The organism is Chelativorans intermedius (assembly GCF_025398255.1).
GTDB classification, from domain to species: Bacteria; Pseudomonadota; Alphaproteobacteria; order Rhizobiales; family Rhizobiaceae; genus Chelativorans; species Chelativorans intermedius.
In genome coordinates this window covers 101,891-124,919 of sequence record NZ_JAODNW010000018.1, presented here as the reverse complement: position 1 = coordinate 124,919, position 23,029 = coordinate 101,891, and the positions used below count along the sequence as shown (strand labels likewise).

General features: G+C 64.7%; 24 protein-coding genes and 3 pseudogenes. 12 read left to right on the top strand and 15 right to left on the bottom strand.

All coding sequences use genetic code 11. From position 1 onward, the window contains the following. The first annotated feature begins 44 nt into the window (after positions 1-44). From purL to NYR58_RS13855, 5 genes are all read left to right on the top strand, one after another. Positions 45-2,249 carry a phosphoribosylformylglycinamidine synthase subunit PurL gene (gene purL, locus NYR58_RS13875; protein WP_261521490.1) on the top strand — a complete coding sequence of 735 codons (2,205 nt, stop codon included), beginning with the start codon at positions 45-47 and terminating at the stop codon, positions 2,247-2,249. Positions 2,250-2,291: 42 nt separating this feature from the next. After that, complete coding sequence (locus NYR58_RS13870; protein ID WP_261521488.1) at positions 2,292-2,525, top strand: BolA family transcriptional regulator; 234 nt, start codon at positions 2,292-2,294, stop codon at positions 2,523-2,525. A gap of 95 nt (positions 2,526-2,620) precedes the next feature. Next, positions 2,621-3,061 carry a hypothetical protein gene (locus NYR58_RS13865; RefSeq protein ID WP_261521487.1) on the top strand — a complete coding sequence of 147 codons (441 nt, stop codon included), beginning with the start codon at positions 2,621-2,623 and terminating at the stop codon, positions 3,059-3,061. Between the two features lie 511 nt (positions 3,062-3,572). Next, positions 3,573-3,908, top strand: coding sequence for a Grx4 family monothiol glutaredoxin (gene grxD, locus NYR58_RS13860; RefSeq protein WP_261521486.1), 336 nt, complete (start codon positions 3,573-3,575; stop codon positions 3,906-3,908). A 207-nt stretch (positions 3,909-4,115) separates the two neighbouring features. Next, positions 4,116-5,354: a multidrug effflux MFS transporter gene (locus NYR58_RS13855; protein WP_261521485.1), complete on the top strand. Its 1,239-nt coding sequence runs from the start codon at positions 4,116-4,118 to the stop codon at positions 5,352-5,354. On the opposite strand, the gene NYR58_RS13850 is transcribed toward NYR58_RS13855, so the two are convergent. Next, complete coding sequence (locus NYR58_RS13850) at positions 5,338-5,538, bottom strand: hypothetical protein (protein WP_261521484.1); 201 nt, start codon at positions 5,536-5,538, stop codon at positions 5,338-5,340. The genes NYR58_RS13855 and NYR58_RS13850 overlap by 17 nt on opposite strands. On the opposite strand from NYR58_RS13850, the pseudogene NYR58_RS20590 reads away from it, so the two are divergent. Further along, a pseudogene (locus NYR58_RS20590) lies at positions 5,528-5,764 on the top strand (ion channel); the annotation flags it as partial. The gene NYR58_RS13850 and the pseudogene NYR58_RS20590 sit on opposite strands and share 11 nt — an antisense overlap. An 89-nt stretch (positions 5,765-5,853) precedes the next feature. Here the strand turns inward: NYR58_RS20590 and ttcA are convergent. From ttcA to NYR58_RS13825, 5 genes are all read right to left on the bottom strand, one after another. Further along, positions 5,854-6,705 carry a tRNA 2-thiocytidine(32) synthetase TtcA gene (gene ttcA / locus NYR58_RS13845; RefSeq protein ID WP_261521483.1) on the bottom strand — a complete coding sequence of 284 codons (852 nt, stop codon included), beginning with the start codon at positions 6,703-6,705 and terminating at the stop codon, positions 5,854-5,856. A 78-nt stretch (positions 6,706-6,783) separates the two neighbouring features. Further along, entirely contained in the window at positions 6,784-7,401 is a 618-nt protein-coding gene (gene rpsD / locus NYR58_RS13840; RefSeq protein WP_261521482.1) for a 30S ribosomal protein S4, read from the bottom strand. A 219-nt stretch (positions 7,402-7,620) separates the two neighbouring features. Continuing rightward, positions 7,621-8,010, bottom strand: coding sequence for a RidA family protein (locus tag NYR58_RS13835; RefSeq protein ID WP_261521481.1), 390 nt, complete (start codon positions 8,008-8,010; stop codon positions 7,621-7,623). Beyond that, positions 8,010-8,807 (bottom strand): glutamate racemase, encoded by a 798-nt coding sequence (gene murI, locus NYR58_RS13830; protein WP_261521480.1) that lies wholly within the window; start codon positions 8,805-8,807, stop codon positions 8,010-8,012. The genes NYR58_RS13835 and murI overlap by 1 nt, the downstream gene beginning before the upstream one ends. Further along, the gene (locus tag NYR58_RS13825) at positions 8,808-9,608 is read right to left on the bottom strand and encodes an RNA methyltransferase (RefSeq protein WP_261521479.1); all 801 of its coding nucleotides are present in this window, start codon (positions 9,606-9,608) and stop codon (positions 8,808-8,810) included. A 116-nt stretch (positions 9,609-9,724) separates the two neighbouring features. Here NYR58_RS13825 and NYR58_RS13820 point away from each other — a divergent pair. The 4 genes and pseudogenes from NYR58_RS13820 to NYR58_RS13805 form a co-directional block, all read left to right on the top strand. Beyond that, positions 9,725-9,980: pseudogene (locus tag NYR58_RS13820) on the top strand (DJ-1/PfpI family protein); the annotation flags it as partial. 123 nt (positions 9,981-10,103) lie between these two features. Further along, positions 10,104-11,315: an NADP-dependent isocitrate dehydrogenase gene (locus NYR58_RS13815; RefSeq protein WP_261521501.1), complete on the top strand. Its 1,212-nt coding sequence runs from the start codon at positions 10,104-10,106 to the stop codon at positions 11,313-11,315. A gap of 96 nt (positions 11,316-11,411) precedes the next feature. Then, entirely contained in the window at positions 11,412-11,762 is a 351-nt protein-coding gene (locus NYR58_RS13810) for a hypothetical protein (RefSeq protein WP_261521478.1), read from the top strand. Then, a complete protein-coding gene (locus tag NYR58_RS13805; RefSeq protein WP_261521477.1) occupies positions 11,759-12,373 on the top strand; it encodes a DedA family protein in 615 nt (204 codons plus the stop codon). Before NYR58_RS13810 ends, NYR58_RS13805 begins: the two co-directional genes overlap by 4 nt. 69 nt (positions 12,374-12,442) lie before the next feature. Here NYR58_RS13805 and alaS read toward each other — a convergent pair whose 3' ends face one another. The 3 genes and pseudogenes from alaS to NYR58_RS13790 form a co-directional block, all read right to left on the bottom strand. After that, complete coding sequence (alaS, locus tag NYR58_RS13800; protein ID WP_261521476.1) at positions 12,443-15,106, bottom strand: alanine--tRNA ligase; 2,664 nt, start codon at positions 15,104-15,106, stop codon at positions 12,443-12,445. 243 nt (positions 15,107-15,349) lie between these two features. After that, positions 15,350-16,189 carry an amidohydrolase family protein gene (locus tag NYR58_RS13795; protein ID WP_261521474.1) on the bottom strand — a complete coding sequence of 280 codons (840 nt, stop codon included), beginning with the start codon at positions 16,187-16,189 and terminating at the stop codon, positions 15,350-15,352. Positions 16,190-16,310: 121 nt separating this feature from the next. Further along, positions 16,311-16,469: pseudogene (locus tag NYR58_RS13790) on the bottom strand (helix-turn-helix domain-containing protein); the annotation flags it as partial. A gap of 288 nt (positions 16,470-16,757) precedes the next feature. Between NYR58_RS13790 and NYR58_RS13785 the strand changes: the two are divergent. Further along, positions 16,758-17,489: an SDR family oxidoreductase gene (locus tag NYR58_RS13785; RefSeq protein WP_261521473.1), complete on the top strand. Its 732-nt coding sequence runs from the start codon at positions 16,758-16,760 to the stop codon at positions 17,487-17,489. Here the strand turns inward: NYR58_RS13785 and NYR58_RS13780 are convergent. After that, complete coding sequence (locus tag NYR58_RS13780; RefSeq protein ID WP_261521472.1) at positions 17,459-17,701, bottom strand: hypothetical protein; 243 nt, start codon at positions 17,699-17,701, stop codon at positions 17,459-17,461. The two genes, NYR58_RS13785 and NYR58_RS13780, sit on opposite strands and share 31 nt — an antisense overlap. Positions 17,702-17,725: 24 nt before the next feature. Continuing rightward, the gene (locus tag NYR58_RS13775) at positions 17,726-18,397 is read right to left on the bottom strand and encodes a phosphoribosyltransferase (protein WP_261521471.1); all 672 of its coding nucleotides are present in this window, start codon (positions 18,395-18,397) and stop codon (positions 17,726-17,728) included. Between the two features lie 116 nt (positions 18,398-18,513). On the opposite strand from NYR58_RS13775, the gene NYR58_RS13770 reads away from it, so the two are divergent. Further along, entirely contained in the window at positions 18,514-19,179 is a 666-nt protein-coding gene (locus tag NYR58_RS13770; protein WP_261521470.1) for a TetR/AcrR family transcriptional regulator, read from the top strand. Here the strand turns inward: NYR58_RS13770 and NYR58_RS13765 are convergent. From NYR58_RS13765 to NYR58_RS13750, 4 genes are all read right to left on the bottom strand, one after another. Then, on the bottom strand, positions 19,169-19,831 hold the full coding sequence (locus tag NYR58_RS13765) for a TetR/AcrR family transcriptional regulator (RefSeq protein ID WP_261521469.1): 663 nt from the start codon (positions 19,829-19,831) through the stop codon (positions 19,169-19,171). The genes NYR58_RS13770 and NYR58_RS13765 overlap by 11 nt on opposite strands. After that, positions 19,806-21,329 carry a tripartite tricarboxylate transporter permease gene (locus NYR58_RS13760; RefSeq protein ID WP_261521468.1) on the bottom strand — a complete coding sequence of 508 codons (1,524 nt, stop codon included), beginning with the start codon at positions 21,327-21,329 and terminating at the stop codon, positions 19,806-19,808. Before NYR58_RS13760 ends, NYR58_RS13765 begins: the two co-directional genes overlap by 26 nt. An 18-nt stretch (positions 21,330-21,347) precedes the next feature. Further along, positions 21,348-21,869: a tripartite tricarboxylate transporter TctB family protein gene (locus tag NYR58_RS13755; protein WP_261521467.1), complete on the bottom strand. Its 522-nt coding sequence runs from the start codon at positions 21,867-21,869 to the stop codon at positions 21,348-21,350. 71 nt (positions 21,870-21,940) lie between these two features. Beyond that, positions 21,941-22,969 (bottom strand): tripartite tricarboxylate transporter substrate binding protein, encoded by a 1,029-nt coding sequence (locus NYR58_RS13750; protein ID WP_261521466.1) that lies wholly within the window; start codon positions 22,967-22,969, stop codon positions 21,941-21,943. Between the last annotated feature and the right edge of the window lie 60 nt (positions 22,970-23,029).

The window sequence follows — 23,029 nt, the reverse complement described above, 5'->3', positions numbered from 1 at the left end:
TGCGCTATGAGCCGGCCTGAGCCTTTGCCAACCGACAGCCGCACATGACCATTCCCAACACGATTCCCATCACCGACGAGCTCGTGGCCGCCCATGGGCTCAAGCCCGAGGAATATCAGCGCATCATTGCGCTGATCGGCCGTGAGCCGACCTTCACCGAGCTTGGCATCTTCTCGGCCATGTGGAACGAACATTGTTCCTACAAGAGCTCGAAGAAATGGCTGAGGACGCTGCCCACCTCCGGCCCGCGCGTCATCCAGGGTCCGGGGGAGAACGCCGGTGTGGTGGACATCGGGGACGGCCAGTGCGTGGTCTTCAAGATGGAGAGCCACAACCACCCCTCCTATATCGAGCCCTATCAGGGTGCGGCCACCGGGGTGGGCGGGATCCTGCGCGACGTCTTCACCATGGGCGCAAGGCCCGTCGCCGCCATGAACGCGCTGCGCTTCGGCGCCCCGGACCATCCCAAGACGCGGCATCTGGTGGCCGGCGTGGTGGCCGGCATTGGCGGCTATGGCAACTCCTTCGGTGTGCCCACGGTGGGCGGCGAGGTCAATTTCGATCCCCGCTACAACGGCAACATCCTCGTCAACGCCTTTGCCGCCGGCATCGCGCGCACCGAGGCCATTTTCTATTCCAAGGCGCAGGGCGTGGGCCTGCCGGTCGTCTATCTCGGCGCCAAGACGGGACGCGATGGCGTCGGCGGGGCGACCATGGCCTCCGCCGAATTCGACGCCGACATCGACGAGAAACGCCCGACCGTGCAGGTGGGCGATCCGTTCACCGAGAAATGTCTGCTCGAAGCCTGCCTCGAACTCATGGCGACCGGGGCCGTCATCGCCATCCAGGACATGGGGGCGGCGGGGCTCACCTGCTCGGCCGTCGAAATGGGCGCCAAGGGCGACCTCGGCATCGAACTCGATCTCGACAAGGTGCCAGTGCGCGAGGAGCGCATGTCGGCCTACGAGATGATGCTCTCGGAAAGCCAGGAGCGCATGCTCATGGTGCTCCGCCCGGAAAAGGAGGCCGAGGCCGAGGCGATCTTTGCCAAGTGGGGGCTTGATTTCGCCATCGTCGGGCGCACCACCGACGATAAGCGCTTCCGTGTCATCCACCAGGGCGAGGAGGTCGCCAACCTTCCCATCAAGGAGCTGGGCGACGAGGCGCCGGAATATGATCGCCCCTGGGTCGAACCCGCAGCCCCTGCCCCGCTCGGCGAGGTGCCGAAGGCCGATGTGGCCGATGCTCTGGTGCAGCTTGTCGGTTCGCCCGATCTTTCCTCCCGCCGCTGGGTGTGGGAGCAGTATGACACGCTGATCCAGGGCAACAGCCTGCAGATCCCCGGCGGCGATGCCGGCGTGGTGCGGGTGGAGGACCACCCCACCAAGGCGCTTGCCTTCTCTTCCGACGTGACGCCGCGCTACTGCGCGGCCGATCCCTTCGAAGGCGGCAAGCAGGCGGTGGCGGAATGCTGGCGCAACCTGACGGCGACGGGGGCCGAGCCGCTGGCTGCGACCGACAATCTGAATTTCGGCAATCCCGAGCGACCGGAGATCATGGGCGCTTTCGTGCGCGCCGTGCAGGGTATAGGCGAGGCCTGCCGGGCGCTTTCCTTTCCCATCGTGTCCGGGAATGTCTCGCTTTACAATGAAACCCTCGGCGAGCCGATCCCTCCGACCCCGACCATTGCCGGTGTCGGTCTCATTCCCGATTGGTCGAAGATGGCGCGGATTGCCTTTGCGCGGCCGCAAGAGACCATTCTTCTCGCCGGAGCGCCGGCCGGCTGGGGCTCGCATCTCGGCCAGTCCGTCTATCTGCGCGACATTCTGGGACGTGCCGAAGGCGCTCCCCCGCCCGTGGACCTGGCCCACGAGAAGCGCGTCGGCGACTTCGTGCGGCGGGCGATTCGCGCCGGTCTCGTCACCGCAGTCCACGACTGCTCCGATGGCGGCCTGGCAGTCGCGCTGGCGGAAATGGCAATGGCCGCCGACATCGGCGCGCGCATCGACGTTCCGCCGGGCGAGGCCATTCCCGCCTTTTTCGGCGAGGACCAGGGGCGCTATGTGCTGACGGTGGAGGCGGGGCAGGAAGACGAGCTTGCCCGGCAGGCGCGCGAAGCGGGCGTTGCGCTTGTCGCCATCGGCATCACGGGTGGCAGCGAATTGAAACTGGGCGAGGCGCGTGCCATATCCATCTCGAAGCTGAGCCAAGCCCACGAAGGCTGGTTCCCGCACTTCATGGAGGGCTGAAGCCCGAGAGCGAATGGGCGGAGCGCAGGGGAGAACACGATCATGGCCATGACCGCCGGCGACATCGAACGCCTCATCAAGGAAGCCATTCCCGACGCCAAGGTAACGATCCGAGACCTTGCCGGCGATGGCGACCACTATGCCGCCGAAGTGGTGGCCGAGAGCTTCCGCGGCAAGACCCGGGTTCAGCAGCACCAGATGGTCTATGACGCGCTGAAAGGCAATATGGGCGGCGTGCTGCACGCCCTGGCGCTGCAAACGAGCGTGCCCGACTGACACAAATTGTGATTGCCCGACGCCCGGTTGCGGTCTGTCGCGCCGGGTGGCGCGCTCTAACTGCGATGCTGTAGTGGCCATCTAGGGAGGAAGCCATGAAGCATCACTCTGCGCAGGAAATTGCGGCAGCCGCAACGCTCTATCCATCACCGCAAGAACCCCGCATGTCGCGCAGACAGCGCATCGAACGGTGGGCGGCCCTGCTGGAAAGCCACAGCGGAACGCTCAACGCCTTGAGGCAGATCGAGTATCTTTCTCCTGCCGACCGTCGGGCCTACAGGGCACCCAACACGCCGCTCACCATCGCCTTCAACGATCCCGTGCTGCGCGAGGAAGGCTTGAAAAGCGACGGTCTTGGCGATGCCATGACATTCTTCGAGATGAATGATTCCGATGCGCACCGGCTGCTTTGCGACTGCCGCTATCTCGGCCGCATGACGGGCACCGCCGTCGCCGAGCGCCTGCGCCGCTATGCGGCAAGCGGCGAAAGACGCGCAAAGCTGCGCCAGGCGATCCGGCGGTTCTTCGGCCTTTGAGGCCCGCCCATGTGAGACCTCCCGGCGGCGCACGGGCCGACGGGAGGTGCAGCCCAGGGGAGTCGCGTGCGGTGAATTTTTCGACGACGGCGGCGCCAGGTGGGCAAGACCACGCTGGCCGAGCGTCTGTGTCGACCTTGAGAACGCGGCGGATCGCGAGAAGCCGGCCGATGCGGCGCTCTATCTGTCCGGCCACGAAGACAGGCTGGTGATCCTCCACGAAGGGCAGCGGATGCCGGAGCTGTTGGGGAATCGAGGCAATCGGGATCACCGAATTGGCAACGCCCATCGCAAAATCATGAAATGCGCGAAATCAGCCTTGCCGGCTGCCCGGAAACACTCCTCGACAGGCGCTTGGAAGGGTCTACCTTATTTGCGCAGCGGCCCGCCCCCTGCCCATCTTGAGCGGAATCCGTTCCACCGCATTGCGCCGAGCCGGTTCGTGCAATAGATAATGGTCAGCACGGCTTATGAATGCCGGGCCTTGACCCCGGCAAGGAAAGGACAGGCGATGAGCGGTATCAACGAATTCATCGACAATGAGGTGAAGTCGAACGACGTGGTGCTCTTCATGAAGGGCACGCCCGGCTTCCCCCAATGCGGCTTTTCCGGCCAGGTGGTGCAGATTCTCGACTATCTCGGTGTCGACTACAAGGGCATCAATGTGTTGACCTCGGACGAGCTGCGCCAGGGAATCAAGGAATATTCCAACTGGCCCACCATCCCTCAACTCTATGTCAAAGGGGAGTTCGTGGGCGGCTGCGACATCGTGCGCGAGATGTTCCAGGCGGGCGAGCTGCAGAGCTTTTTTGCCGAGAAGGGCGTGAGCGCACGCGGCGCTGCCTGAGCGGACAGGATTGCCGCCCGAGGCAGGTATCGCGGAACACGTGATCTTTCCGGGCCGGCAGGCATTTGAACGAAAGCGATCGTGCGTCGGCCAATCGGCCGACGCATGTTTTTGACATTCTCCGCCCGGCTGCATTCTACGCCGGCAATACAGGGATCCGTTTGGACAAACAGGCGCGCAAGCCGCGCATTCGCCGGAGCACGAATCATGGACGAAACCGCCGCCCGGGAAGAGCCCCTCCGATCCATCGGCACGGCCGAGTTCATCGCGCTTTCCGCTGCGTTGATGTCGCTCAATGCGATGGCCATCGACATCATGCTGCCGGGCCTGCAGCAGATCGGTGCCGCCCTCGGCGTGGCCGAGGAGAACCATCGCCAGTTCGTCATCACCGCCTATGTGGTGGGGCTCGGGGTCGCGCAGCTCTTTTTCGGGCCGATTTCCGACCGCTTCGGGCGGCGCGGGCCGCTCATGACCGGCCTCATCCTCTACCTGGTGGCCGCCATCGCGGCGGCCTTTGCGCCAAGTTTCGCCCTTCTGCTTGTCTTGCGCTTCCTGCAGGGCGTCGGCGCGGCGGCTACGCGCGTCATCGCCGTTTCGGCCATCCGCGATGTGTTCGGCGGCCGGCGCATGGCGGAGGTGCTGTCGATGGTCATGATGGTCTTCATGGTCATTCCCGTGATGGCGCCCAGCCTCGGCCAGCTCATCATGATCTTCGGAAGCTGGCCCGAGATCTTCCTGGCGATGGGCGGGCTTGCTCTCGCTGTGACCATCTGGGTGTGGCTGCGCCTGCCTGAAACCCTGCCGCCCTCCATGCGCCGGGCGCTGTCCGTCCGCGTGGTGGCCGAAGGTTTCGGCTATGTCGTCACCAACAGGGTTGCCTTCTGCTACATGCTCGCGGCCATGGCGATCTTTGGAGCGCTTTTCGGCTTCATCAACTCTGCGCAGCAGATCTATGTCGATATCTATGGGCTCGGCACCTGGTTTCCGCTGCTCTTTGCCGTCGGGGCGGGGCTGATGGCGCTCTCCTCCTTCACCAACTCCCGTCTCGTCGGTCGGCTGGGCATGCGGCGGCTTTCCCACGGCGCGCTCCTGTCCTTCATTGCCCTCAACGCCCTGTGGCTCGTCCTCTCGCTCATGGGCCCCATGCCCTTCCCGCTCTTCTTCTTGCTGTTTTCGGCTTCCATGTTCATGTTCGGCTGGATTGGACCCAACTTCAACTCCATCGCCATGGAGCCGCTCGGCCATGTGGCGGGCACGGCGGCCGCCGTCCTCGGTTTCGTCACCACGCTCGGCGGCGGCGTTCTGGGTGCGTTGATCGGTCAGGCGTTCGATGGCACGCTGACGCCGCTCGCCGGCGGCTATTTCGCCGTTTCCGTTGCCGGGCTGATCCTGGTGCTGATCGGTGAACGGGGCCGATTGTTCCACGCCGTCAATCCGCCGGTGTAAAGACCATCGGCAGCAGGCTGCCAGGAGCGATCGGCATGCTTGTGCAACTCCTGATCGGCACCATCGCGACCGGGCTAACCACCGCCATTCGTGTCGCCGGGATCGTTGCCGTCATCTCGCCGCTGCGCGGTCGCCTGAAGAACAGGTATACGCCCGCTGCGGCCATACGCTTCATGATCGGCATCGTGCTCAGCCTGCTGGCGCTGCACACGGTGGAGGTGTGGTCCTGGGCGCTGCTCCGTCTGGCACTCGGCCAGTTCAACGCGCTGGAGCCGGCGCTCTACTTCTCGACCGTCACCTTCACCACGCTCGGCTACCGGGATATCATGCTCGATGCGAATTGGCGGCTGTTGAGCAGCCTCGAGGCGTTCAACGGCGCAATGCTCCTGGGTGTGAGCACGGCATTCGTCTTCGCCGCCCTCTACAGGGTCTTCAAAATCGGCGGAAATCGTGCAGTAGACGGGCTGCCCATGTGCGCGGCGCCACAGGGCGGCCAAACTCAGACAGGCTCAAGCCCCGCAAAGTCGAAAAGCTTTCGGTCGAGCAGATGCGAGGGCCGCGCATTGGCAAGGGCCCGGATCATCGTGTCCTTGCGGCCGGGCATCCGCCTCTCGATCTCGGCGAGCATGGCCTTCATGGCATTTCTCTGCAGCCCGTCCTGGCTGCCACACAGGTCGCACGGAATGATGGGGAACCGCATGGCCTGGGCAAGCTTCTCCAGGTCCGCTTCCGCGCAATAGGCAAGCGGACGCAGCACCAGCACATCGCCCTCGTCGTTGAGAAGCTTGGGCGGCATGGCCGCAAGCCGTCCGCCATGGAACAGGTTCATGAAGAAGGTTTCGAGTATGTCTTCCCGGTGATGACCCAGCACGAGAGCCTGGCATCTCTCCTCGCGCGCAATGCGATAGAGATGGCCGCGGCGCAGGCGCGAACACAGCGAGCAGTAGGTCTGGCTTTCGGGAATCTTTTCCGTCACCACCGAATAGGTGTCCTGATATTCGATGCGGTGCGGCACGCCGAGGCGGGCCAGATAGTCCGGCAGGACATGCTTGGGAAAGTTCGGCTGCCCCTGGTCGAGATTGCAGGCAATCAGCTCCACCGGCAAAAGGCCGCGCCATTTGAGGTCGAGCAGAACGGCAAGAAGCCCGTAGGAATCCTTGCCGCCCGAAAGCGCCACCAGCCAGCGCGCGCCCGGTGTGACCATGGAAAAGTCTTCGATGGCCTGGCGCACATGGCGCAGCAGACGCTTTCGCAGCTTGTTGAACTCCACGGAAGCCGGCGCATCGGCAAACATCGGGTGGCTTGCCGTCTCGCTCGAGGCTTCCAGATCGGGCTGTTGATGGACCGTCATCATGCCCCTGCATAACCCCGCAGGCTCAAAAGAAAAAGGCCGCACATGGGCGGCCTTTCAGGAACCCTCTTCGCGGCCTTAGCGCGAGTAGAACTCGATCACCAGGTTCGGCTCCATGTGCACGGCGTAGGGCACATCGGCGAGCGCGGGAACGCGGGTGTAGGTCGCCACCATCTTGTTGTGGTCGACATCGATATAGTCCGGCACATCGCGCTCGGCGAGCTGCGTGGCCTCGAGCACCAGAGCGAGCTGCTTCGACTTCTCGCGCACCTCGATCACATCGCCCGGCTTGCAGCGATAGGAGGGAATGTTGACGCGGCGGCCATTCACCTTCACGTGGCCATGATTGACGAACTGACGGGCGGCAAAGATGGTCGGCACGAATTTGGCGCGATAGACGATGGCATCGAGGCGCGACTCGAGAAGCCCGATGAGGTTCTCCGTGGTCTCGCCCTTGCGGCGGTTGGCCTCGTCATAGATCTTGCGGAACTGCTTTTCGGAGATGTCTCCGTAGTGGCCCTTCAGCTTCTGCTTCGCGCGAAGCTGTTGGCCGAAGTCGGAAAGCTTGCCCTTGCGGCGCTGGCCGTGCTGGCCGGGGCCATATTCACGACGGTTGACCGGGGACTTCGGGCGCCCCCAGACATTCTCGCCCATACGGCGGTCAAGCTTGTACTTGGCGGATTGGCGTTTGCTCATCGCATTCCCTTTCAGACAACACCACCCGCGCCCGAACGAGCGCAGGCAAAGGAAACGCGCCCTCCTCTGGCCTCCATTTGCGAGACCTGACAGGAGACCGGCGCACGCAACGCCTGTCTCCACGGGACACGTCAAAAAAGCGCGAAGGTGGCTCTCACCCTCGCGCTGAGGCGGCAAATAGGCGAGATGAAAGGGAAAGTCAACGCGTTTCCGCCATTTTCAACCCAGGACGGCGTCCGCTTCAAGCTCGACCAGCCAATCCGGATCGATGAATGCGGACACTTCCACGAAGGTGCAGGCGGGACGGATGTCGGAAAAGAACTCCCCATGCGCCCTTGCCGCATCCTTCCAGCCCGCGATGTCGGTCAGCATGACGCGCGTTCTGATCACGTCGCCCAGCGAGGCACCGGCCTCGGCCAGCGCGTGTTCGATGATCTGCAGGCAGCGGACGGTTTGGCCATAGACATCGCCCTTTGCCGCCGTCCGTCCATCCGCTCCGATGGGAGCGGTTCCGGCCACAGAGATCTGGTTTCCGATGCGAACGGCCCTGCTGAAGCCGATCTCCGGCTCCAGATACGAGCCCGATGAAACCATCTTGCGCATCGCCATCAGCCCTCCTCAAGCACGCTGAATCCAAAACCCGAGACAAGACGGCGCAGATTTGCCGGCGGGGCGCCGGAGGTAAAGAGAGCGACATCCGCCCCCTGCCCCCGGCTTGGCTGCGGCAACGCCCTGGCCAGCGTCAAGGCGCGCCGCGCAATGGCCTCCGAGGTGTCGATCCAGTCGACCGGCCATGGCGCGGTCTTGCGCATGCGATTGACGAGAAAGGGGTAGTGCGTGCAGGCGAGCACCACGATGTCCGTGCGCCTTCCGTCCCGTTCGACGAAACAGGGCGCAATCTCGGCGCGCACCGCCTCTTCGTCCACGAATCCCTCGCGCATATATTGCTCGGCAAGCCGCGCCAGATTCTCGCTGCCCACGAGCCGCACATGGCACTGCGCGGCGTACTGGCTGATCAGGTCGCGCGTATACTGCCGCCGGACGGTGCCCGGCGTCGCCAGAACCGAGACGAGACCGGAACGCGTCCGCTCGGCAGCCGGCTTGATCGCCGGTACCGTGCCCACGAACAACTCCCCCGGATAGGCTTCGCGCAACGCGCCGATGGCAAGGGTGGACGCCGTGTTGCAGGCAATCACCGAAATGGCCGGGCGGAACCGCTCGATCAGCCGCCCGAATAGTGCGACAAGCCGCCTCTTGAGCGCCTCCTCTTCCCACGCCCCATAGGGAAAGGCCGCATCGTCGGCCACATAGATGTGCCCATGTTCCGGCAGCAGCACGCGTGCCTCCTTGACGACCGAGAGGCCGCCAATACCGGAATCGAAGAAAAGGATCGGGCCGTCCCGCACCTAGGTCCGCTCCTCGGTCTCCGCCCCGCCTGCGCCCTTCGGCCGACGGGGCGAAAACCTTTCGAGCGAAACAAGCACGCCGCGCAGCACCGCGAGCTCCTCGACCGTAAATCCGGGCCGCGTGAAGAGGGCGCGCAAATTGTCCATCATCTTCGGTTTCTTGTCCTCGGTGCGAAAATAGCCGCGTTCCGAGAGCACCCGGTCAAGATAGCCCATCAGGCTTTCCAGATGCTGCTTCGTGGCCGGGGTGAGTTGCGGGCCAGCGGGCTCGACAGCGCCCTGCGGGGCGGTCTTCATCCATTCATACGCCATCAGCAGCACGGCCTGGGCAAGGTTGAGCGAGGCGAAGGCGGGATTGACGGGGTAGGTGATGATCTCATCGGCCATGCCCACCTCCTCGTTGGTCAGTCCCCAGCGCTCGCGGCCGAACAGGATGCCGGTCCTCTGGCCGTGCCGATGACGCATGCGCAGATCCTCCGCCGCCTCCACCGGCCCACGGACCGGCTTGAAATTGTCGCGCGGGCGCGCCGTGGTGGCCTGCACGAAATTGAGGTCGGCAATCGCCCCCGCCAGGCTGTCATATACCTTTGCAGCCTCGATCACATGATCGGCGCGGCTGGCGGCGGCCCGCGCCTTTTCGTTGGGCCAGCCATCGCGCGGATTGACAAGGCGCAGCTCGGCCAATCCGAAATTGGCCATGGCGCGCGCCACCATGCCGATGTTTTCGCCGAGCTGCGGCTCGACCAGGATGATCGCCGGGCCTTCGGCCAGCATTTCGCGTTGTCTGTCAGTGCCTGCCATGGGCTGCTGTTAGCCGCTTCCCGCCGCCCAGTAAAGCGCGTGCAGTAGCGGGCTGAGACCGCGCCTTGCCCGGCTCGTGGCAATCTGTCTGCCGCATCATCCAAGGGAGGCTTGATATGAGCGGACGCAGGATTCTCATGATTTGCGGCGATTTCGGCGAGGACTGCGAGACCATGCTGCTCTTCCAGGCGCTCGCCGCCGTGGGATAGACCTTCCACGCGGTCTGCCCCGGCAAGAAGGCGGGAGATCGCGCTGGTGCGACACTTCTTCGGTGCCGCGGTGCCGGCGGCGGCCATCTGCCATGGCGCGCAGCTTCTGGCGGCAGCCGGCATGCTCGAAGGGCGGACCTGCTCGGCCTGCCCCGCCAGCCGTGCAATAGCGCGCCTCCGGCCGGTGCGAGGCTTTGCGCTTTCGCACGCCGATGCTATAGGGGCGCCGACCTCCTTGCGGGGGCCTTTGGCCAATTCCTCAGCAATCCGAGCGCGGAGCATTTTCATGGGCAAGATCAAGGTGGACAATCCCGTCGTTGAACTGGACGGCGACGAGATGACCCGCATCATCTGGCAGTTCATCAAGGAAAAGCTGATCCACCCCTATCTCGATATCGAGCTGAAATATTTCGACCTCGGCATCCAGTCGCGCGATGCTACGGACGATCAGATCACCGTGGACGCCGCCAATGCCATCAAGAAATACGGTGTCGGCGTGAAATGCGCCACCATCACGCCGGATGAGGCGCGCGTCGAGGAGTTTGGTCTCAAGCGCATGTACCGTTCGCCCAACGGCACCATCCGCAACATTCTGGGCGGCGTCATCTTCCGCGAGCCCATCATCTGCAAGAACGTGCCGCGCCTCGTGCCCGGCTGGACCAAGCCCATCATCGTCGGCCGCCACGCCTTCGGCGATCAGTATCGCGCCACCGACTTCCGCTTCCCCGGCAAGGGCAAGCTGACGATCAGGTTCGTCGGCGAAGATGGCGAGACGATCGAGCACGAGGTGTTCGACGCGCCCGGTTCGGGTGTTGCCATGGCCATGTACAATCTCGACGAGTCGATCCGCGACTTCGCGCGCGCCTCCATGAACTACGCGCTGATGCGCAAGGTGCCGTGCTACCTCTCCACCAAGAACACCATCCTCAAAGCCTATGACGGCCGCTTCAAGGATATCTTCCAGGAGATCTACGAGAGCGAGTTCGAGGAAAAGTTCAAGGAAGCCAAGATCTGGTACGAGCACCGCCTCATCGACGACATGGTGGCGGCCTCGCTCAAATGGTCCGGCGGCTATGTCTGGGCCTGCAAGAACTATGATGGCGACGTCCAGTCCGACACGGTGGCCCAGGGCTTCGGCTCGCTGGGGCTCATGACCTCGGTGCTGATGACGCCGGACGGCAAGACGGTGGAGGCGGAGGCCGCCCACGGCACCGTTACCCGACACTACCGCCAGCACCAGCGCGGCGAGGAAACCTCCACCAATTCCATCGCCTCCATCTTTGCCTGGACACGCGGGCTTGCCCACAGGGCCAAGCTCGACAACAACGCGGCGCTGAAGACCTTCGCCGAAACGCTGGAGCGCGTCTGCATCGAGACGGTGGAGTCGGGCTTCATGACCAAGGACCTGGCGCTTCTGATCGGCCCCGACCAGCCCTGGCTGTCCACCACCGGCTTCCTCGACAAGATCGACGAGAACCTGCAGAAGGCAATGTCGTGACATAACGAAACCCCGCCCGGTCTTGCGCCTCGACACGCCGCACGCAAAGCGGCAAAAGACGAGGCGTGAAGGCTTGACCCCGCGCGGGAGGATACCATGCGCCGCACCCTTGGCCTGATGTGGCGGCGCCACCGCCTTTTGACGGTCGCATTTCTCGCGGCGGCGGGAATAACGCTCCTTCTCGCCGTCCGCACGACCGCGTTTTACGTCTACTGGGCCAATCATCGTGCGGTGCCCGTGGAACCCTGGATGACGGTCGGCTATGTCGCCCGCTCCTGGGAGGTTTCACCGACCGCGTTGCGAGAGGCACTCGGCCTGCCGCTTCAGGTGCGGGACCGCAGAAGCATCGCCCAGATCGCCCGCGACAAGGGTGTCCCTGTCGAGGTGCTTGTCGCGGAAATCGAAACGGCGCTGGCTGCCGCGCAAAGGCAGGAGGAGGAGCGGTGAGCGAGAGCGTGCTCGCCCTCTTCGCCGTCTACGGCCTGCCCGGCATGTTTGCCGTCCTGGCGGCGGGCCAGTTCGGCGTGCCCCTGCCGACATCGATCCTGCTGATGAGCGCCGGCGCCCTTGCCGCGGATGGCGACATCTCGCCCCTGGCGCTGTTTCTGTGGGCGCTGGCCGGCGCGGTGACAGGCGATCAGGCAGGCTATGCGCTGGGACGCTTCGGCGGTCGGGCAGCCCTTGAACGCCTCATGCCGCAACGTTGGGGCCGCTCCGGGCTCGGCCAGGCCGAAGCGCTGTCAGCCCGCTGGGGCAGCCTCGGCATCTTCTTCAGCCGATGGCTGGTAAGCCCGTTGGGTCCCTGGATCAACATCACGAGCGGGATTGCCCGCTATTCCTGGCCGCGCTTCCTGTTCTGGGACGTCACGGGCGAAAGCATCTGGATCGCCGGCTATGCCGCGCTTGGCTACGGCTTCAGCCGCTCGATCGCAGGGCTTGCCGATTTCCTTGCCAATCTCGGCTGGCTCGTCGGGGCCGTGGCGGTGACGCTTCTGCTCGGCTGGCAGCTGCGCCGCGCCATGCTCCACAGCCGCCGCGCCGAAGAACCCGAGCACTGACAAATCCGCGTTCGGCGACGTTTTGCCGCTATCATCTCCATGGAGAGATACACGGGCTGAGGCCGCTTTTCAGCCCGAAAGGGCGGCGCGCACGGCTTCCACCGCCTGGGCCGCCTTTTCTCCCTCCGGCCCGCCGGCCTGCGCCATGTCGGGCCGCCCACCGCCGCCCTTGCCGCCAATGGCGGCGGAGGCGGCGCGCACTAGGTCGATGGCGTTGAAGCGGCTGGTCAGGTCATCGGTGACACCCACCACCACGCTCGCCTTGCCCTCCTCGGAGGTGCCGACGAAAACGACCACGCCGGAGCCCAGCGACTTCTTTCCGGCATCGGCGAGCGGCTTCAGGTCCTTCGGCGAAATTCCCTCGACAACCCGGCCCATGAAGCCGACGCCGGCCACCTCCTCCCGGCCATCGCCATTTCCGGTTGCGGCACCGCCACCAAGGGCCAGCTTCTTGCGCGCCTCGGAAAGCTCCCTTTCCAGCCGGCGGCGCTCCTCCACCAGGCTCTCCAGCCGCGCCGGCACGTCCTGGGGGGAGACCTTGAGAAGGGCCGCCGCCTGCCGCAACCGCTGCTCCTGCTCGTCCAGATGGCGGTGGGCCGCAACACCGGTCAGCGCCTCCAGGCGGCGTACGCCAGCGGCGACCGCTCCTTCATCGACGATGTGCACGAGGCCGATCTCGCCCGTCGCCTTCACATGAGTGCCGCCGCACAGCTCCAGGGAATAGGTCTTGCCCGCCTTTTCGCCCTTCCTTGCCGTGCCCATCGAGACGACGCGCACCTCGTCCCCATATTTCTCGCCGAACAGCGCCATGGCCCCTTCGGCGATGGCGTCGTCCACAGCCATCAGGCGGGTGACGACGGGCGCATTCTGCAGCACGATCTCATTGGCCAGCGCCTCCACCTCGGCAAGCTCCTCATCGGTCATCGGCTTGGGATGGGAAAAGTCGAAGCGCAGCCGGTCGGGCGCCACCAGCGAACCCTTTTGCGCCACATGGGTGCCCAGCACCTCACGCAGCGCCTCGTGCACCAGGTGGGTGGCCGAGTGATTGGCGCGGATCCTCGCACGGCGCTCGTGATCGACGGTCAGGGAAACGGGCTGGCCCACCTTCGCAGTTCCCCTCGTCACACGGCCGAAATGGACGATCAGCCCCTCGCCCTTCTTCTGGGTATCGGTGACGGCGATGGCAAAGCCTTCGCCCTCGATGGTTCCGGTGTCGCCCACCTGGCCGCCGGACTCCCCATAAAAGGGCGTCTGATTGGTGACGACAGCGACGTCCTCGCCCTCGGCCGCCGCCTCCACGGCAGCGCCGTCCCTCACCAGCGCGTTGATCACACCTTCGGCAACTTCCGTCTCATAGCCCAGGAAATCGGTGGCGCCCGTCTTGTCCTTGACCGCGAACCAGACGGCTTCCGTTGCCGCCTCGCCGGAGCCGGCCCAGCTTGCCCGCGCCTCCGCCTTCTGGCGCTCCATTGCGGCGTTGAAGCCCTCGACGTCGACGGCGATGTCCCGCTGGCGCAGGGCATCCTGGGTCAGATCGAGCGGAAAGCCATAGGTGTCATAAAGCCTGAAGGCGGTCTCGCCGTCCAGGCGGTCGCCCGCGCCCATCCCTGCCGTGGCTTCCGAGAGCAGCTGCAGCCCGCGTGCCAGCGTCTTGCGGAAACGGGTCTCTTCCAGCTTCAGCGTCTCGCTGATCAGCGCCTCGCCGCGCGAAAGCTCGGGATAGGCCTGCCCCATCTCGCGCACCAGCGCCGGCACGAGGCGCCACATCAGGGGCTCCTGCGCGCCCAGGAGCTGGGCATGGCGCATGGCCCGGCGCATGATACGGCGCAGAACGTAGCCGCGCCCCTCATTGGAAGGCAGGACACCATCGGCAATGAGGAAACTTGCCGCGCGCAGATGGTCCGCGATCACCTTGTGGCTGGCGCGATGAGGGCCTTCCGCCTTTACCCCCGTCGCCTCCTCCGAGGCATGGATGAGGGCCTTGAACAGGTCGATTTCGTAATTGTCGTGCACGCCCTGCAGCACGGCGGCGATGCGCTCCAGCCCCATGCCCGTATCGATGGAAGGGCGCGGCAGATCGACCCGCTCCTCAGGCGTCACCTGCTCGAACTGCATGAAGACAAGATTCCAGATCTCGATGAACCGATCCCCATCCTCGTCGGGGCTGCCGGGCGGACCGCCGGGGATGTCCTCCCCATGGTCGTAGAAGATTTCCGAGCAGGGCCCGCACGGGCCGGTATCGCCCATCGCCCAGAAATTGTCGGAGGTGGGAATGCGGATGATGCGGTCTTCAGGCAGGCCGGCGATCTTCCGCCAATGGCCTGCCGCCTCGTCGTCGGTATGGTAGACGGTGACGAGAAGGCGCTTGGGATCGAGGCCGAACTCGCGGGTGATGAGCGTCCAGGCAAGCTCGATGGCGACGTCCTTGAAGTAATCGCCGAAGGAGAAATTGCCCAGCATCTCGAAGAAGGTATGATGGCGGGCGGTGTAGCCCACATTGTCGAGATCGTTGTGCTTGCCGCCGGCGCGCACGCATTTCTGCGCGGTCACGGCGCGCTTGTAGGGGCGCGTCTCAAGGCCGGTGAAGACATTCTTGAACTGCACCATGCCGGCATTGGTGAACATGAGGGTGGGGTCGTTGCGTGGCACAAGCGGCCCCGAGGCCACGATCTCGTGCCCGTTCTTCTTGAAAAAGTCGAGAAAAGTCGACCGGATGTCGTTGACGCCACTCATGTTTTTGCCTTTGCGAGAAACCCGCGCCTGACGGGAAGAAGATTGCCGCCTTTTAGCGTCCAGGCTTGAAACTGTCCAGAAATCCCGCAGCCGGGATGGCTGACGCCACCGCATCATGCGCAAGCGGCACGTTCATCCGTCTCCCGCCTTGTGTCACCTCTGTGAAAACCCTTCTCGTGAGAGAAGACCCGGCGGAACCTGGCGCAGGGGCGGCAAGATCGAACGACCAAGGCAAGCCTGCACCTAGCCGAGGGCCCACATCTTTCTTGCGTTCCCGCTGAAAAGCTTGGCCCGTTCGGCCTCGGAGCAGCTTCCGAAAAGGGCCCGAGTGGCCGCCACCCAGGTGGACAACCCGCCGCCCAGCGTGCACACAGGCCAATCGCTGCCCCACACCACCCGGTCCCAGCCGAAACATTCAACCGTGTGCTCCACCCACGGGCGCAAGCTTTCCAAGGTCCAGCTTTCAGGATCAGCGTAGGCGACGACGCCCGAAATCTTGGCGGCAACATTCGGCCTTCTGGCAATCTCCGCCATGTGGCTTCGCCATGGTTCAAAGACTTCGCCCTTGATGTCGGGCACACCGCAATGGTCGAGAATGAACTGCACATCCGGCGCCAGATCGGCAAGCGCCATGGCCTTCGGAAGCTGATGCGGCAGCACGCACAGATCGAAGGTGAAGCGGGTGCCGGCAAGCCGCTTGATGTTTGCGCGAAAGCGCTGGCCCTCCGAAAGCTCGTCGGGCATCACATGCAGCACGCGGCGAAACCCCTTGACGAGCGGGTTATCCCGCTGGCGCTCCAGATAGGCGGCAAAGCCCTCGCCTTCCGGCCGGCAGGCGGCAATGGCGCCGACGATGAGGCTGTTGCGGCGCCCGGCAAGGCCCGCCACATAGGCCGTCTCGGTTTCCATCTGCGCCTCGGCCACGTCGACTTCCATGTGCAAGGCCGCCTCGATGCCCACGCGCCTCGCGTCGCGTGCATATTCCTCGTAGGAAAAGGTGCGATTGAGCGCCGGTACGCCAGAAAGCCACGGATAGGTCAGCGCTGCCTGGTCGATGACATGCAGATGAGTGTCGACGATCATGCGCGGTCTCCTCCCTTGCTCCTCCCGCACATACTCTCACGCCTCAGCCGGCGTTCAAGCAGATTCGGCCTCGCGCGACGCCGGCACGACCTCCGAACCGGCCAGTTGCGAAAGCTTCCGGGCGGTCGAGCATCCGGTAGAATTCGTTCGGGCTGCGGCCCAGCCGCTTGGCGATCTCGGCCTGGCTGAGCCCGCCATCCACGCCGGCCAGAAGCTCCAGGATGTCAAGCCGCTTGTCCAACGCGGGGGCGCGATAGCGCTCGTTCTGTTTGTCTTTCAAAGCCTTCTTCAATGAAGCGCTCGCTTCATATACGCAAAGCACTTGCGGGCGCAAAGCGGCTTGATCCTTGACCAACAAACAAAGCAGATGCTCTTTTATGAATCAGTTTCTCATTTATGAGAGAATTGCACCGCCGCTCCGACAGGGCCCGGTGCGCTCGCCTTTCGGGGGACGCGTCATCGGAACCCGTGAAGCCGTCGATCTGGCCGCGTCTTGCTTGGCGCTCGCACGCGCTGTTCACTACGCTCCATTCGCTTTTTACCGTTTGCTGTTCGTTCGGAGTCCGCCATGACCAGTCTCGCAGGGAAGACCGCTCTCATCACCGCCGCCGCCCAAGGCATCGGCCGCGCCAGCGCGCTGGCCTTCGCGCAAGCCGGCGCCCATGTGTTTGCCACGGACATCAACGAAAGGACGCTCAAGGCGCTCGATGGCCAAATGGGCATCGTCGCACGCCGGCTCGACGTGCTCGACGAGGAGGCGATCAAGGCCCTGGTGACCGAGATCGGCGCGGTCGACATCCTCTTCAACTGCGCCGGTGTGGTGCATGCCGGTTCCGTCCTGGAGATGAAGGACGAGGATCTCGACTTCGCCTTCGATCTCAACGTCAAGGCGATGGTGCGCACCATTCGCGCCGTGCTGCCCGGCATGATCGAGCGCGGTGGTGGCGCCATCATCAACATGGCGTCGGTCGCCTCCAGCGTGAAAGGCGTTCCCAACCGCTGTGCCTACGGCATCACCAAGGCCGCTGTCATCGGCCTGACCAAGGCCGTGGCCGCCGACTATGTTGCCCAGGGCGTGCGCTGCAATGCCATCTGCCCCGGCACGGTCGAAAGCCCTTCGCTTCAGGAGCGGCTGAAGGCCACCGGCGACTATGAGGCAGCCCGCAAGGCCTTCATCGCCCGCCAGCCCATGGGACGGCTCGGCACGCCGGAAGAGATTGCCGATCTTGCCGTGCATCTGGCCGGCGCCACCTACACCACCGGCCAGGCCTATGCCATCGACGGCGGCTGGACCACCTGACGAGAGCGGCCGACGGCCTCCACCGGGCGCTCGGTGCAGCGATGGAAGGGCGCGGGCTGCGGCCGGTCCGGCGCTTCATGCCGCGCATGATCTTCTTCTAAGGCGCCAGGCCCGTCGCCATGCATCCGGTCGGGCCGATCCGTGTTGCCTTTGATGCCTTTGCGCTCGTCCACAGCCGCCTTGGGCTGACCCGGTACCATGTCATCGAGCATTGGCGATTGCGCGGCCGAACGCTCTCACGCGCGCGGCAGCCACTGGCGCGCTTCATCGAGAAGCCGCACCACCTGTGCATCCTCCGTCTGATCGAAGTTCTCGTAATGCAGGCCGACGGCGCGGAAGCTCTCTGGCGCCGCAAGGCAGATCACCTCGTCAGCCTCCCTTTGCAGAACCTTGAGTGTATCGGGTGCCGCAACGGGAACAGCCAGCACGACACGCCCCGCCCCGGCGAGGCGCAGCGCCTTCAGTGCTGCGCGCACCGTGCCGCCGGTGGCTATGCCATCGTCCACCAGAATGGTCGTGCGCCCGGCAAGCGGTATCGGCGCGCGGCCGGCAAGATACGACCGGCGCCGCCTGTCGATTTCCAGAAGCTGCCGCTGCATCTCGGCCTCGACATAGCCCGGCGGTGGGTTGACCATCTCCATGGCTTCGTCATTGAGCACAAGCTGCGGATCATCGCCATTCACCACGGCGCCGATGCCGAATTCCGGCTGTCCCGGCGCCCCCAGCTTGCGCACCATCACCAGATCCAGCGGAGCCCGCAGCACCCTTGCGACCTCGAAGGCAACCGGCACGCCGCCGCGCGGCAGCGCGAGCACCACCGGCGCCTGCCCACGCAGATGCTCCAGCGCATCGCCGAGGCGCCGCCCGGCCTCCGCGCGGTCGTGAAATTCCGGTGTCCTGCCGAACATGGCTCTCATCCTGCCGCAGGGGCCGGGCCAGTCAAGCAGCCTTTTGGATGCGCGCGATTGAGCCCTTCGCCGGCTGTCGGCTATAACGTGGGCGCGCACAAAGAGGAGGGGCTCGGTTGGGCAGCGACATCAGGGAGAAACCGGCACGAGCGGGCCGCCTGCAGAAGGCGAGCCGCGACCCGGAGCGCACGCAGGCCGCCATCCTGAAGGCCGCGACCGCAGAATTTGCCGAAAAGGGTATCGGCGGAGCCCGTGTCGACATGATCGCCGAGCGCGCCGGCACCAACAAGCGCATGCTCTACCATTATTTCGGCGACAAGGCCGGCCTCTACGTCGCTGTTCTGGAAGCCGCCTACGGGGCCATCCGCTCGGCCGAGCGCGGGCTGGACCTGGCGCACAAGGCACCGGAGGAGGCGCTGTGCGAGCTGACGCGCTTCACCTGGCATTATTTTCTTGAGCATCCCGAGTTCATCAGCCTTCTGAACACGGAGAACCTGCACAAGGCACGGCATATGAAGGGTTCCCGGAAACTGATGGAGATGCACTCCCACTTCGTCACGGAGCTGGCGGAGGTGCTGAAGCGCGGCGCCGAGGCCGGGGTCTTCCGCGCCGGCATCGACCCCATCAACGTCTACATCACGATCGCCGCTCTCGGATATTTCTATCTGTCCAATCGGCACACCCTTTCGGCCATCTTCGACCGGGATCTCGCTGACCCCGCCCGGCTGGCCGATTGGGAAGCCCATGTGGTCAGGACGGTGCTTGCCGCCGTCAGGCCGTGAGCCGCAGATGGTCGAGCACCATCTCCACCGCATGGGCCTCGCGCGCGGCGACATGCCTGCTGCTTGAAAGGTCGGTATCGAAGATCACCGAGAGTGTGGCGTTGTTCGAAACGTAGAAATAGCCTAGGGCGGCGATCGAGATGTAGAGCTGCACCGGATCGACATCGTCGCGGAAGATGCCGCTTTGCGCGCCACGGCGGATGAGCTTTCTGATCTGATCGACAAGCGGCGAATGCAGCCCGTGCATTTCCGGCAAGGTGCGCAGATAACGCGCGCGCATCAGGTTCTCGTTGGTCAACAGCGCAATGAACCAGGGACACTCCAGAAAATGCCGGAAGGTGAAACGCACCAGCCGCGCCATCGCTTCCACCGGGTCATACTGGTCAAGCTGGAGCGCCCGCTCGCCCTGGCGGATCTCGCGATAGGCCTCGGCGAGCACGGCGCAATAGAGCCCCTCCTTGTTGCCGAAATAGTGGTAGAGCATGCGCTTGTTGGTGGCTGCCCGGCGGGCAATGGCGTCGATGCGCGCCCCTTCGAGTCCGTGTTCGGAGAACTCGGCGCGCGCTGCAGCAAGAATCGCCGCCCGCGTGCGGGCCGGATCGCGGGCGCGTGCCGCCAGCCGCGCCTCAGCCGGTACGGCCCTGCGGGTCAAGACGCTTGAAGATCTGCGTGACACGTCTGCTCACCATGGGCATGCTCATGAGGATCGTCACCGCGATGACGGTGACGAGCACCGCGCTGATCGGGCGTGTGAAGAAAGGGGTTACATCGCCGTCGGACAACAGCAGGCCGCGGCGCAGATTGACGTCGAGAAGCTCCCCCAGAACGATGCCGAGCACCAGGGGCGCCATTGGATAGCGCATCTCGCGCAGCACGAAGCCGATCAAACCGAAGGCGACCATCACATAGACGTCGAACATGCGCTGCGTGATGGCGAAGGAGCCCACCACGCACAACACATAGACCACCGGCATCAGCTTCTCGCGCGGGACGAGGAGAACGCGCACCAGAAGCTTGGTCAGCGACAGGCCATAGATGGTGATGGCGATCGTGGTTAGAAACAGGATGCCGACGATCTGATACAGAAACTGCGGGTTTTCGGTCATCAAGAGCGGGCCGGGCCGGATTCCATGGATGAACATTGCAGCAATCAGCACCGCCGCCGCTGCCGAGCCCGGCAGGGCTAGTGTGAGCGTGGGAATCATGGCCCCCGGGATCACCGCCGAGTTGCCGGTCTCGGCCGCCACCAGCCCCTCGATGGAGCCCTTGCCGAAACGGTCCGCCTCCTTGCTCTTGCGGCGCGCCGCAGCATAGGAAGCCCAGGCGCCGATGTCTTCGCCCACACCAGGAATGATGCCGGCAATGGTGCCCAGCACCCCGGAACGGATGGTGGTGCGCCAGTAGCGCGTAATGTCGGCAAGCCGCGGCAGCACCCGGTCGTCGCTGGTCGCCATCTCGGCGGTGAAGCGTTGCTTCATGACGCTCAGGATCTCGGCAAAGCCGAACGCACCCACCATGGCCGGAATCAGATCCACCCCGCCACCCAGCGCGCCGATACCAAAGGTGAAGCGCTGATAGGCGTGCAGGCCCTCCATGCCGATCATGGCCGCAAGTAGGCCCAGAATGCCCGCGATGTAGCCCTTGAGCGGATTGTCGATCGCCGTCAGCCGCCCGGAAATGAGCACACCGAAGAGCGCCAGCCAGAAGAACTCATAGGAGCCGAAACGCAGCGCAAACTCGGCCAGCCACGGCGCGATCAGCGCCAGGAAGAAAATGCCCACGAGCGTGCCAAGCGCGGAGGAGGTGGTGGCGATCCCCATCGCCAGCCCCGCCTTGCCGGCGCGGGCCAGGGGGAAGCCGTCCAGCGCGGTGGCAGCGCTTGCCGGTGTGCCCGGGATGGCAAGCAGGATGGCCGAGCGGCTGCCGCCATAAATGGCGCCCACATAGAGCGCCATCAGGCACAAAATCGCCTGGTCGGGCGGCATCTTGTAGGTGAGCGTGACAAGCAGCGCCACGCCCATGGTGGCCGTCAGCCCCGGCAGGGCGCCGATGACGATGCCAAGCAGGCTTGCCCAGGCCAGATTGAAGAGGGCTCCCCAGGTGAGAAAATGGGCGATGCCTTGGCCGAGCAGCAAGAGACCTTCAAGCATTGGACTGAACCTGTCGGGCTAGGGCAGACGGACGAGAAAGCCGTTTTGAAACACGAGCGTGACGACGATGCCCACCAGCACCGCCTGAACCCCCGCCCAGAGGAGGGAGCGCGGGAGCGGTTTTGGGCTGGGCGAAAGCCAGGTCTCGAAAACGACGATGAAGACGAAAACGAAAAGCGCCGTGGCAAGCCAGAACGGCAGCAGGCCCACCAGGAGAAGCGCATAGACGAGCGCCAAGCCCCCGACGACCGCAAGGCGCCCCATCTCGGCGGAGCGCAGGAGCGAAAAGAAATCGACCCAACCGCCTTCCCCCCGCCCTTCGCGAAAGGCCTTGATGGCAAGGGCTGCCCCGCAGAAGGCGAGGATGAGGCCCAGAAGACCCGGAACAAGACCGGGCACCGTGGCGGGGTGAATGCCGCGCACTTCGAGCCGCGGCATGGTCCAGGACACGTAGACGATCGCAAGTCCCAGACCGGCAAGCACGCAGCCGGTCACGAGATCGGCGCGGTTCATGCGGCGTTGCACCCGAGGGTCGTCCATGCTTGCCTCCCACACGTGGCACCGGCCGGCACCCGTCGCAAGTGCCGGCCAGGCGCTTGCCCCTGCGCGGGCTACATCTCGCTTTTCGTCTCGCAGTCAATGCCAATGGTGGAGGGGTCGTTGACCTCAAGGCCGCGCTCTTCGGCAGCACAGGCCTCCTCGATCACCACGGGCATGGCACGGGCGCGGGCCTCTTCGCCGTAGGAAGGGGCAAAGACGGCGCCATTGGTTTGCGCATATTCCTTCAGCGCCTCGGAATTCATCACCTTCTCTTCCCAGATGCGGTCCATCGTCGCGATCACCTCATCAGGCACACCGCGGGGAATGAAGATGCCGAAATAGTCCGGCGCGATGGGAAAGTCGGGCAGCCATTCGGTGATGGGCGGGATGGGATCCACGCCTTCGATGGTCAGCGCCTCGTCGCTCAAGACGGCAAGCGGGCGCAGGCGGCCGCCACGAATCAGCTCGGCCTGTTCGACGGCGAGCTGGGTGGTAACCATCGCCTCGCCGGCAGCCGTGGCGATGGCGGCCGGCCCGCCGCCGTCATAGGTCACCATGCGGTAGTCGAAATCGCCCTCGGTCCCCAGACCGGCAATCGCCATGCCGCCCGAGGAGGTCACGCCGGCCGTCGCCACCGTGATCTCGCTGCCGCGCTCCTTGAAGGCCTGCAGCAACGCACCGAAATCCTGAAACGGGCTGTCGGCAGGCACCGAGACGACAGGAACGTTGGCGACCGAAAGATAGATGTGCCAGTCGTCGATGCTGGTGTCCGGGATCATTCCCGTCACCGTGTAGGTGGCGTTGTTGGCAATGGCATTGGCCGTCCAGGTATAGCCGTCTTTCGGCGCGTTCAGCACTTCCTGCGTGCCCACGGCGCCAGATGCGCCCGGCTGATTGACCACCACCACCGTCTGCCCGAGCGCCTCGGAGATGATCGGTGCGGTAACACGCGTCACTTGGTCTGTGGAGCCGCCCGCACCCCACGGCACGATGATGTTGATCGGCCGCTCCGGCTCCCATTCCTGGGCAAGCGCCGATGTGGCGGACAGCGCCAATGCGGATGCAGCCGCGCCAAACGCGGCCTTGGTCAAGGAACCCATATTTTCCTCCCTTGAATTGTCCTTGTTACGCCATGGCCCTCTCTCCGGTCCCGGCGTGGA

Coding starts and splice junctions, on each gene's coding strand:
- purL (WP_261521490.1), top strand. CDS start 45: ATGACCATTCCCAACACGATTCCCATCACCGACGAGCTCGTGGCCGCC.
- NYR58_RS13870 (WP_261521488.1), top strand. CDS start 2,292: ATGGCCATGACCGCCGGCGACATCGAACGCCTCATCAAGGAAGCCATT.
- NYR58_RS13865 (WP_261521487.1), top strand. CDS start 2,621: ATGAAGCATCACTCTGCGCAGGAAATTGCGGCAGCCGCAACGCTCTAT.
- grxD (WP_261521486.1), top strand. CDS start 3,573: ATGAGCGGTATCAACGAATTCATCGACAATGAGGTGAAGTCGAACGAC.
- NYR58_RS13855 (WP_261521485.1), top strand. CDS start 4,116: ATGGACGAAACCGCCGCCCGGGAAGAGCCCCTCCGATCCATCGGCACG.
- NYR58_RS13850 (WP_261521484.1), bottom strand. CDS start 5,538: ATGCCGATCATGAAGCGTATGGCCGCAGCGGGCGTATACCTGTTCTTC.
- ttcA (WP_261521483.1), bottom strand. CDS start 6,705: ATGACGGTCCATCAACAGCCCGATCTGGAAGCCTCGAGCGAGACGGCA.
- rpsD (WP_261521482.1), bottom strand. CDS start 7,401: ATGAGCAAACGCCAATCCGCCAAGTACAAGCTTGACCGCCGTATGGGC.
- NYR58_RS13835 (WP_261521481.1), bottom strand. CDS start 8,010: ATGGCGATGCGCAAGATGGTTTCATCGGGCTCGTATCTGGAGCCGGAG.
- NYR58_RS13825 (WP_261521479.1), bottom strand. CDS start 9,608: ATGGCAGGCACTGACAGACAACGCGAAATGCTGGCCGAAGGCCCGGCG.
- NYR58_RS13815 (WP_261521501.1), top strand. CDS start 10,104: ATGGGCAAGATCAAGGTGGACAATCCCGTCGTTGAACTGGACGGCGAC.
- NYR58_RS13810 (WP_261521478.1), top strand. CDS start 11,412: ATGCGCCGCACCCTTGGCCTGATGTGGCGGCGCCACCGCCTTTTGACG.
- alaS (WP_261521476.1), bottom strand. CDS start 15,106: ATGAGTGGCGTCAACGACATCCGGTCGACTTTTCTCGACTTTTTCAAG.
- NYR58_RS13795 (WP_261521474.1), bottom strand. CDS start 16,189: ATGATCGTCGACACTCATCTGCATGTCATCGACCAGGCAGCGCTGACC.
- NYR58_RS13785 (WP_261521473.1), top strand. CDS start 16,758: ATGACCAGTCTCGCAGGGAAGACCGCTCTCATCACCGCCGCCGCCCAA.
- NYR58_RS13780 (WP_261521472.1), bottom strand. CDS start 17,701: ATGCTCGATGACATGGTACCGGGTCAGCCCAAGGCGGCTGTGGACGAG.
- NYR58_RS13775 (WP_261521471.1), bottom strand. CDS start 18,397: ATGTTCGGCAGGACACCGGAATTTCACGACCGCGCGGAGGCCGGGCGG.
- NYR58_RS13760 (WP_261521468.1), bottom strand. CDS start 21,329: ATGCTTGAAGGTCTCTTGCTGCTCGGCCAAGGCATCGCCCATTTTCTC.
- NYR58_RS13755 (WP_261521467.1), bottom strand. CDS start 21,869: ATGGACGACCCTCGGGTGCAACGCCGCATGAACCGCGCCGATCTCGTG.
- NYR58_RS13750 (WP_261521466.1), bottom strand. CDS start 22,969: ATGGGTTCCTTGACCAAGGCCGCGTTTGGCGCGGCTGCATCCGCATTG.